The sequence below is a fragment of the Streptomyces sp. NPDC092045 genome, from assembly GCF_044756005.1.
Lineage (GTDB): Bacteria > Actinomycetota > Actinomycetes > Streptomycetales > Streptomycetaceae > Streptomyces.
Map to the genome: position 1 here is coordinate 157,422 of NZ_JBIVSC010000003.1, position 10,556 is coordinate 167,977.

The 10,556-nt window shown below is 78.1% G+C and carries 1 protein-coding gene; it reads right to left on the minus strand.

What is annotated here, in order from left to right:
- Positions 1 to 23 precede the first annotated feature (23 nt).
- Complete coding sequence (locus ACIQKA_RS10975; RefSeq protein WP_402540955.1) at positions 24 to 10,556, minus strand: SDR family NAD(P)-dependent oxidoreductase; 10,533 nt, start codon at positions 10,554 to 10,556, stop codon at positions 24 to 26.

Genomic DNA, 10,556 nt, shown 5'->3' on the forward strand with positions numbered 1-10,556 from the left:
GCGGCCCCCTCTCGTCGTCGGGATCAGGATCGGAACTCGGCGTCGATGAAGCGGAAGAGCTCCTCCGCCGTCGACGGGGCGCCGGCCGCGTCCGCCGCGTCCGGGTCCGCCGGCCCCGGTCCGGGGGCCAGCCGGTCCAGGAGGTGGTCGGCGAGCGCCCCGGGCGTCGGGTGGTCGAAGACCAGGGTCGCCGGGAGCCGCAGGCCGGTCGCCCGGCCGAGCCGGTTGCGCAGCTCGACCGCGGTGAGCGAGTCGAAGCCGAGCTCCTTGAAGGTCCGGCCGTCCGTGGCGCCGTCCGCGCCGGGCGCGGCGCCGAGGACGGTGGCGATGTGCCGGAACACGGTGTCGGCCACCAGTTCCCGCCGCCGCTCCGGCGCGGCCGCCGCGAGCCGCTCGGACAGCCCGTCGCCGGCCGGCTCCCCGGCGCCGGCGGGCGCCTCGGCCCGGGGGCGGACGAGGGAGCGCAGCGGCGGCGCGGGTTCCGTCTCCGCCGCGAGCCGGGCCGCGTCGAGCCGTACGGCGGCGAGCGCCGGCTCCCCGGCCTCCAGGGCCGCGTCGAGGAGGGCGAGGGCGCGCTCCGGGGACAGCGGCAGGAGGCCGCCGCGGCTCATCCTGGCCCGGTCCGCCCGGGACAGCGTGCCGGTCATGCCGCTCTCCGAATGCCACAGGCCCCAGGCCACCGAGGTGGCCGGGAGGCCCGCCCGGGCCCTGGCCGTCGCCAGGGCGTCCAGGTGGACGTTGGCGGCGGCGTACGCGCCCTGGCCCGCGCTGCCGACGAGTCCGGCCGCGGAGGAGAACAGGACGAACGCCGCGAGGTCGGCGTCCCTCGTGAGCCGGTCCAGGTGGCGCGCGCCGTCGGCCTTGGGCCGCAGCACCGCGTCGAGGCGGGCCGGGTCGAGGGTGCGCAGCGTGGCGTCGTCCAGGACGCCCGCGGCGTGCACGACCGCCGTCAGGGGGCGTTCGGCCGGGATGCCGGCGAGCAGCGCGGCGACCTCCGACTCGTCGCCGACGTCCGCGGCGACGGAGGTCGCCTCGGCGCCGAGGGCGGCGAGTTCGGCGTGCAGGGCGCGGGCCCCTTCCGTGTCCGCGCCGCGCCGGCCGACGAGGAGCAGGTGCCGTACGCCGTGCCGGGCGGCGAGGTGGCGGGCGACGAGCCGGCCGACGCCGCCGTACGCGCCGGTGATCAGGGTGGTGCCGTCCGGGTCGATCGGCCGCGGTATGCGCAGCGCCACCTTGCCGGTGTGCCGGGCGAGGCTGAGGTGGCGCAGGGCCGTCGGCGCCCGGTCCACGTCCCAGGCGGTCACCGGGAGCGGCGTGAGGACGCCGGTCCGCAACAGCTCGACGAGGTCGGCGAGCATCTCCCCGATGCGGTCGGGTCCCGCCTCCATCAGGTCGAAGGAGCGGTAGCCGACGCCGTGTTCGGCCCGGACGCGGAAGGCGTCGCGCAGGTCGGTCTTGCCCATCTCGACGAACGTGCCGCCGGGGGCCAGCAGTTCGAGCGAGGCGTCCACGAACTTCCCGGCGAGGGAGTTGAGGACGATGTCCACGCCGCGTCCGCCGGTGGCGGCGCGGACCTCGGGGACGAAGGAGAGGTCGCGGGAGTTGCCGATACGGTCGGCGGGCAGTCCGGCGGCCTCGACGGCGGGGTGTTTGGCGAGGCCGGCGGTGCCGAAGACGTGCAGGCCCCAGTGGCGGGCGAGCTGGATCGCGGCGCCGCCGACGCCGCCGGCGGCGGAGTGGACGAGCAGCCACTGCCCGGGTCGGGCGTCGGCCAGGTCGCTCAGGGCGTAGTACGCCGTGAGGAAAACGGCGGGCACGGTGGCGGCCCGCGCGAAGTCGATGCCGTCGGGGATCGGGGCGAGCAGCCGGTGGTCGGTGACGGCGACCGGTCCGATGCCGCCGGACACCAGGCCCATGACCCGGTCGCCCGGGGCGAGTCCGACGACGCCGTCGCCCGTGGCGAGGACCACACCGGCCGCCTCGGTGCCGAGTTCGGCCTCGCCCGGGTACATGCCGAGGGCGAGCATGGCGTCGCGGAAGTTGAGTCCGGCGGCGCGGACGGCGATCCGCACCTCGTGGTGGCCGAGGGGCCGTTCGGGCACCGGGCGGCGCACGAGGTCGTCGGCCGAGCCGCTCCCGCCGGTGGCGAGCCGCCAGTTCCCGTCCCCGCCGGTGCCCGGGGCGAGGGCCGGCCGGTACGGGTGGAGCCGGGGCACCAGGAGGTCCGCGCCGCGCAGCGCGAACTGGTTCTCGCCGCCCGCCAGGACGCGCGGCGGCAGGTCCCCTCCGGGGCCGTCCGCGTCGACGAGGACGACCCGGCCGGGTTCCTCGGTCTGCACGCTGCGGACCAGGCCCCAGACCGCGCCGCCGACCGGTCCGGCGACGCCCTCGCCGGGCACGGCCTCGACGGCGCGCCGGGTCCGGACGACGAGGCGGACGGAGTCCAGGCCGGGTTCGGCGAGTCCGTCCCGCAGGGTGGCGACGAGCGCCTCCAGGGTGCCGCGCAGGGTCTCGGGGCGGTCGTCGCCGGGGTCCGGGACCGGCAGCACGAGGGCTCCGGGCGGGCGGGTTCCGGCGGCGAGCGCCGCCCGTACGGCGGCGAGGTCGGGGTGTCCGGGCGAGCCGAGCTCCCACACCTCCGGCCCGGGGGCGGCGGGGCCGTCCGGGGCCGGGGCCGCCTCCCAGCCGAGGACGTACAGGGGGTCGGTCCCGACGGGTTCGGCGACCCGGAAGGCCACGGCGTCGAGGTCCGCCACGGGGGTGCCGTCGGTGCCGGTGAAGGACACCGAGACGGTGTCGCCCGCGCCGCGCCGCAGGTGGGTGCGGACGGTGTCCGGGACGTCGCCGTACGGTCGCAGACCGCGCCAGCTGAAGGGGAGCCGGACGGCTCCGTCGTCGGGGAACAGGCCGGCGGCGCCGGCGGCGTGCAGGGCGGCGTCGAGCAGGGTCGGCGCGATCCGGAAGCCGGGCGCCGGAGGGGTCGGGGACAGTTCGGCGTGCACCTCGTCGCCCGACCGCCACGCGGCGCGCAGACGACGGAAGGCGGGTCCGTACCGATAGCCCTTGAGCGCCAGGTCGTCGTACAGCGCGTCGACGTCGACCGGCTCGGCGCCCGACGGCGGCCAGGGGCCCGGGAGCGCTTCGGGACGCTCCCCCTCGGGTGCGAGGGTGCCGGTGGCGTGGGCGGTCCACGGCGCCCCGAGCGGATCGGCGTCGGTCCGGTCGGCGTCGGTCCGGTCCTCGACGGGCCGGGCGTGCACGGTCAGGGGCCGCGTGCCGTCCCGCTCCGGGGGCCCGACGGCCACCTGGACCTCGACGGCGCCGCCGCCGGGTCCGTCCGCCGCGAGCACCAGCGGCTCCCGCAGGACCAGTTCCTCCAGCTGTCCGGTGCCCGCCAGTCCGCCCGCGTACAGGGCGAGTTCGGCGAGGACGGCGCCGGGGACGAGGACCGCGCCGTCCACGGCGTGGTCGTCGAGCCACGGCTGCTCGTCCGGGGAGAGCCGGCCGAGGAGCAGCAGCCCGTCGGCCCCGGCGGTCCGGACCGCGCCGGTGAGGAGCGGGTGGCCGGCCGGGCGGAGGCCGGCGGCCGGGGGCCCGGCCGCGGGCCCGGGGGCGGCCGGGTCGAGCCAGTGCCTCCGCCGGTCGAAGGCGTACGTGGGCAGGGGCGGCAGGCCCGGTGTCCGGGGTCCGGTGTGGGCGGTCCAGTCGACCGGCACGCCCTGGACCCAGGCCTCCGCGACGGAGCGCAGCACCCGGTCGAGGCCGCCCTCGTCGCGGCGGAGCGTGCCGAGGACGGCGGTGGCGTCGCCGCCGGGCGCGGCGTCGAGGATGTCCTGGACGCCGACGCCGAGCACCGGGTGCGGGCTGATCTCGACGAACACCTCGTGGCCCGCCGCGAGGGCGGCTTCCACGGCCGTCCGCAGCCGCACGGTCTCGCGCAGGTTCCGGTACCAGTAGGCGGGCCGGCCGAACTCGGGGTCGCCGGGTGCGACGGGCCCGCCGGTCACGGTCGAGAAGACCTCGGCCGTGAAGGCGTCGCGGGGCTCGGTCTCCGGGAGCACGGCGAGGAGTTCCGCCTCCAGGGACTCCACCTGGGCGGAGTGCGAGGCGTAGTCGACGTCGATGAGCCGGACGCGGACGTCCCGCTCGTCGAAGGCGCGGCGGACCTTTTCGACCTCGGCGGGCGGGCCCGCGACCACGGTGGACCGGGGGCCGTTGACGGCGGCGACGGCCGCCGCCGCGCCCGTCGCGCCGAGCACCTCCCGGACCGCGGTCTCGTCGGCGGCCACCGACAGCATCGCGCCGCCGCCCGCGAGGGCGCGGAGGGTCCTGCTGCGCAGCGCGGCGACGGCGGCCGCGTCGACGAGGGACAGCGCCCCGGCCGCCGGGGCCGCGGCGATCTCGCCCTGCGAGTGTCCGACGACGGCCGCCGGGCGCACCCCGAACGACTCCCACACCGCCGTGAGGCCGGTCATGGTCGCCCAGAGCACGGGCTGGACGACGTCCACCCGGGTCAGGTCGGCGTCGCCGCGCAGCGCGTCGAGCAGCGACCAGCCGGTGACCGGGTCGAGGACGGCCGCGACCTCGGCGATCCGCCCGGCGAACGCGGGCGAGCGGTCCAGGAGTTCGCGGGCCATGCCGGGCCACTGGGCGCCCTGGCCCGGGTAGAGGAACACCGGGGCGCGGTCGGCGGGGGCGTGGCCGGTGACGGCGTGCGGGGACGGGGTGTCGTCCGCGACGGCGGCCAGTCCTTCGAGGACCGTGGCGCGGTCTCCGGCGACGACGACCGCGCGGTGGGCGAACACGCCCCGGGCGCCCGCGAGTTCGGCGGCGACGGCGCCCGGGTCGGTGTCCGGGCGGGCCTCCAGGTGGGTGAGCAGGCGCCGGGCCTCGCCCCGCAGGGCGCCCGCCGACTTCGCGGACAGGACCAGCGCGTACGGGGTGCCGCCGCCGGGCCCGTGGTCCGGCGCGTCCTCCGGGCGGTCCGGCGCCGGGGGCTCCTCGATGACGACGTGCGCGTTGGTGCCGCTCATCCCGAACGCCGAGACGCCGAAGCGGCGCGGGCGGTCGCCCGCGGGCCAGGGGACGTTCTCGGTGAGCAGGGCCAGTCCGCCGCGCTCCCAGTCGACGTGCCGGGTCGGCGCGTCGACGTGGAGGGTGCGCGGCAGCGTCTCGTGGTGCAGCGCCTGGACCATCTTGATGATGCCTCCGACGCCCGCCGCGGCCTGGGTGTGCCCGATGTTCGACTTCAGCGAGCCGAGCCGGAGCGGCGGCCGGCCGTCCCGGCCCGCGCCGTACGCGTCGAGCAGCGCCTGCGCCTCCACCGGGTCGCCGAGGGTGGTGCCGGTGCCGTGGGCCTCGACGGCGTCGACGTCCGAGGGCGCGAGCCCGGCGTTGCGCAGCGCCTCCTCGATGACCCGCTGCTGGGAGGGGCCGTGGGGGGCGGTGAGGCCGTTGCTGGCGCCGTCCTGGTTGGTGGCGGAGCCCCGGAGCACGGCGAGGACGCGGCGCCCGTTGCGCCGGGCGTCCGAGAGGCGCTCCACGAGCAGCAGTCCGACGCCCTCGCTGAAGCCGGTGCCGTCGGCGGCGTCCGCGAAGGCGCGGCAGCGGCCGTCCGGGGACAGCCCGCGCTGCCGGCTGAACTCGACGAACGTGGCGGGCGTCGCCATCAGCGTCGCGCCGCCGACCAGCGCGAGGTCGCACTCCCCGGCGCGCAGGGCCTGCGCCGCCAGGTGCAGGGCGACGAGCGAGGAGGAGCAGGCGGTGTCGACGGTGACGGCCGGGCCCTCCAGGCCGTAGGTGTACGAGATCCGGCCGGAGGCGACGCTGCCGGCGCTGCCGGTGCCGAGGTAGCCGCCGTGCTCGCGCGGGTCGGCCTGCGCCCGGCCGCCGTACTCGGTGTAGATCAGGCCCACGTACACGCCGGTGCGCGAGCCGCGCAGACCGGCCGGGTCGATGCCGGCGCGCTGGAACGCCTCCCAGGAGGTCTCCAGGAGGAGCCGCTGCTGGGGGTCGGCGGCCCGGGCCTCGCGCGGGGACATCTCGAAGAAGTCGGCGTCGAAGTCGGCGGCGTCGTGGAGGAACCCTCCGCGCCGGACGTAGGAGGTGCCGGGGTGGTCGGGGTCGTCGTGGAAGAGGCGGTCCAGGTCCCAGCCGCGGTCCCCGGGGAAGTCGCCGATGGCGTCGCCGCCGCGCTCCAGGAGCTCCCAGAGCCGCTCGGGGCTGTCGGCGCCGCCCGGATAGCGGCAGCTCATGGAGACGATGGCGATCGGGTCGTCGTCGGTCCGCGCGGCGGTGCCGGGCCGGGTGCGCTCCGGGTCGGCCGGGGCCGCCCCGGCGGCGAGGAAGGAGGCGACGGCTCGGGGCGTGGGGTGGTCGAACACGAGGGTGGCGGGAAGCCTGCGCCCGACGGCCCTGCCGAGGTGGTCGCGGAGCTGCACGGCCGTGATCGAGTCGATGCCGAGGTCGCGGAACGGCCGGTCGGGGCGGACGTCCCGGGGCGAGTCGTAGCCGAGGACGCCGGCGACCGCCCTGGAGACCGTGGCGAGCAGTTCCGCCGGGCCGGCGGGGCGGCCGGTGGCCTCCGGTCCGGCCGGGCCGACGACGCCCAGGCGGCGGGTCTGCGCGGGGACGGTCGGCGGGGCCTCGGGCAGGGGGCCGTCCAGGGTGCGCAGCCGTATCCCGGCGGCGGTGAGGACGGGACGCCCGTCGGCGTCGAGGGCGGCGGCCGCGAGCTCCTCGGGACCGCGCCGGGTGACGGCGATCCGGGCCACGGGGGTGCCGGGGGCGTGCACCCGGACGTCGGTCCAGGCGAAGGGGACGGTGACGGTGACGGGGGCGGCCTCCCCGGCGTTCGTGGCCGTAGCGGTCCCGGTCGGATCGGCCGGGCCGGCCGGAGTGCTCGGGTCGGTCGGGCCGGTCGTGGTGAGTCCGGCCAGGAAGGAGGCCTGGAGCGCGGCGTCGAGTACCGCCGGATGGACCGCGTACCCCGGCCCCGAGATGCCGGGGAGGACGTCGGCGACGACGGTGACGCCGTCCGTGCGGGCCTCGCGCACCGACCGGAGGGCGGGCTCGTAGTGCACGCCCCGCGCGGCGAGGGCGGCGTAGCCCGCGGCCACGTCGACGGGCTCGCCGCCGTCCGGGAGCGCGACGCCGGCGGTGTCCCCCTCCCCCGGCTCCTCCGCCGTGAGCACTCCGGTGGCGTGCAGCAGCCACGCCGCGTCCGGGGTGCCGTCGTCCCGCCGCGCGTGCACGGTGACCGCCGCGTCGCCGTCGTCCTGGGCGTGGACGGCCACCTGGAGCCGTACGGGGGCGTCCTCGGGCACGTCGACGGGGGCGAGCAGGGTCAGCTCCCGCACCCGGGGCAGGCCGACGCGCCCGCCCGCCGCGAGGGCGAGCTCGGTCAGCGCGCCGGACACGAGCAGCGTCCGGTCCCCGAGGCGGTGTCCGCGCGTCCAGTTCCGCTCCGTACCGCTCGCGGGGACGGAGCCGGTGAACAGCACGCCCCGGCCGTCGGCGCGCTCGACCGCGGGGCCGAGCAGCGGGTGGCCGCCGGGGTCGGCCGGGGCGGGCGCGTCCCCGCCGGTGCGGGTGTCGAGCCAGTAGCGGCGCTCCTGGAAGGCGTACGTGGGCAGCGGCACCGTCCGGCCCCCGGCGGCGGCCGGGCGGCGGACCTCCGCCCCGGCGACGTACAGCTCGGCGGCGGCGGTGAGGAGCCGGTCGGGGCCGCCGTCGTCGCGGCGGAGCGTGCCGGAGACGTGGACGGGCGCCTCCTCGTCCGGGCGGCCGTCCTCGGCCGTGTCCGTGAGGGCGGCGACGAGCACGGGATGGGCGCTGACCTCCAGGAAGTGCCGGTGGCCGGCGTCGATCAGCGCGCGCACGGTGTCGGCGAGCCGGACCGGCTCGCGGAGGTTGGCGTACCAGTAGGCGGCGTCGAGCCGGGTGGTGTCGCTCGCCTCCGCCCCGGCCGTCACCGTGGAGTGGAAGGGGACGGCGGAGGCGCGCGGACGCAGTCCGGCGAACCCGTCCAGCAGGGCGTCCCGCAGCGGTTCGACGGCGTGGGAGTGGGAGGCGTAGTCGACCGGGATCGGGCGGGCCCGCAGGCCGTCGTCCCGGGCGGCGGCGACGAACGCCGTGACGGCGTCGGCGTCCCCGGACACGACGGTGGAGCGGGGGCCGTTGACGGCGGCGACGCCGAGGTCCGTACGGGCGCCGATCCGGCGCCGGGTGTCGTCGGCCGACAGTTCCACGGAGGCCATCGCGCCGGTTCCGGCGAGGGAGAGGAGGGCCTTGCTGCGCCGGGCCACGAGCGCGGCGGCCTCGTCGAGGGACAGGGCGCCGGCGACGTACGCCGCGGCGATCTCGCCCTGCGAGTGGCCGACGACGGCGGCGGGCTCGACGCCGAGCGAGCGCCAGGCGGCGGCCAGCGACACCATGACCGCGAAGAGGGCGGGCTGCACGACGTCGACGCGGGCGAGCTCGGGGGCGTCGTCCCGGGACACGACGTCGAGCAGGTCCCAGTCGGTGTGCGGGGCGAGGGCCCCGGCGCAGCGGGTCAGTTCGGCCCGGAACGGCTCGGAGGAGGCGAGGAGTCCACGGGCCATGCCGGCCCACTGGGAGCCCTGCCCGGGGAAGACGAAGACGGGGCGGGCACCGCCGTGCGCCTCGCCGCGCGCGGTGCGGCGGGAGGGCACGCCGTCCGCGAGGGCCGCGAGTTCCCGGGCGAAGTCGTCCGGGGTGCGGCCGACGGCGACGGCCCGGTACGGCAGGGCGGCGCGCCCGGTGCTCAGGGTGTGCGCGACATCGGCCGGGGCGAGCCCGGGGTGCGCGTCGAGATGGGCGCGGAGCCGGACGATCTGGTCGTCCAGGGCCCGTTCGGTGTGCCCGGACAGCTCCCAGGCGACGGGCGGGGGCGCGTCGGCGGGGTCGGACACGGGCGTGGTGCCGGGATCGGGGTCGGGCGCGGACGCGTGGAGCGGGGCGGGGCCGGCGTCCGGCGCGGGTTCGGGTACGGGATCGGTCGCGGCGTCCGGTGCGGGCCCGGGTGCGACCCCCGGTGCGGACTCGGACTCGGGTGCGGAAGCGGAAGCGGTCACGGCCCCGGGCGCAGGATCGGTCGCGGTCCCGCGTGCGGGCTCCGGTGGTGCCTCGATGACGACGTGCGCGTTGGTGCCGCTGATCCCGAAGGACGACACGGCGGCGCGGCGCGGCCGGTCCCGTGCGGGCCAGGGACGCTCCTCGGCGAGCAGTTCGACGCCGCTGTCGGCCCAGGCGACGTGCGGGGACGGCGCGTCGATGTGGAGGCTGGCCGGCAGCACGCCGTGCCGCATCGCCTCGGCCATCTTGATGACGCCCCCGATGCCGGCGGCGGCCTGGGTGTGCCCGATGTTGGACTTCAGCGAGCCCAGCCAGAGCGGGTCGTCGGCGGCGCGCCCGCTGCCGTACACGGCGATCAGGGCCGCGGCCTCGATCGGGTCGCCGAGGCCCGTCCCGGTGCCGTGGCCCTCGACGGCGTCCACGTCGGCCGCGTCGAGCCCCGCGTCGTCGAGCGCGGCCCGGACCACCCGCTGCTGCGCGGAGCCGTTCGGGGCGGACAACTGGGTGCTGGCGCCGTCGGAGTTGACGGCGCTGCCGCGCAGCACGGCGACGACGGGGTGGCCGGCGGCGAGCGCGTCGGAGAGCCGTTCGACCAGGACGAGGCCGGCGCCCTCGGCCCAGCCGGTGCCGTCCGCGCCGGCGGCGTACGCCTTGCAGCGGCCGTCCGGGGCGAGGCCGCGCTGCCGGCTGAACTCCACGAAGGTCGCCGGGGTGGCCATCACCGTCGCCCCGCCGGCCAGGGCCATCCGGCAGTCGCCCCGGCGCACCGCCTGGGCGGCGTAGTGCAGGGCGACGAGCGAGGACGAGCAGGCGGTGTCGACGGTGACGGCGGGGCCTTCGAGCCCGAAGGTGTACGCGACCCGGCCGGAGGCGACGCTGCCGGCGCTACCGGTGCCGATGAAGCCCTCGAAGCCCTCGGGGGCGCGGGTGTGGCGGGAGCCGTAGTCGCCGTACATCACGCTGGCGAAGACTCCGACGGACTGTCCGGACAGGGAGCGCGGGTCGATGCCCGCGCGTTCGAAGGCCTCCCAGGCGGTCTGTAGCAGCAGTCGCTGCTGCGGGTCGACGGTGAGGGCGTGGCGGGGGCTGATGCCGAACAGTTCGGCGTCGAAGTCGGCGGCGTCGTGGAGGAAGCCGCCCCGGTCGGAATAGGTGGTGCCCTCCTTGGCCGGGTCGGGGTCGACGAGCCGGTCGAGCGGCCAGCCGCGGTCGCGCGGGAACGGCCCGATCGCGTCGGTCCGCGACGCGACCAGCCGCCAGAGGTCCTCGGGCGACCGGACGCCTCCGGGGTAGCGGCAGGCCATGCCGACGATCGCCAGGGGTTCGCCGGCGGCCTGCTCGACCTCGTCGAGCCGCGCGCGGGTGCGCAGCAGGTCGGCGGTGGTCCGCCTGAGGTAGTCGCGGAGCTTGTCTTCGTTCGCCATCGATAAACCGCTCTCCGAAGCTCGGTCGGTGCTCAG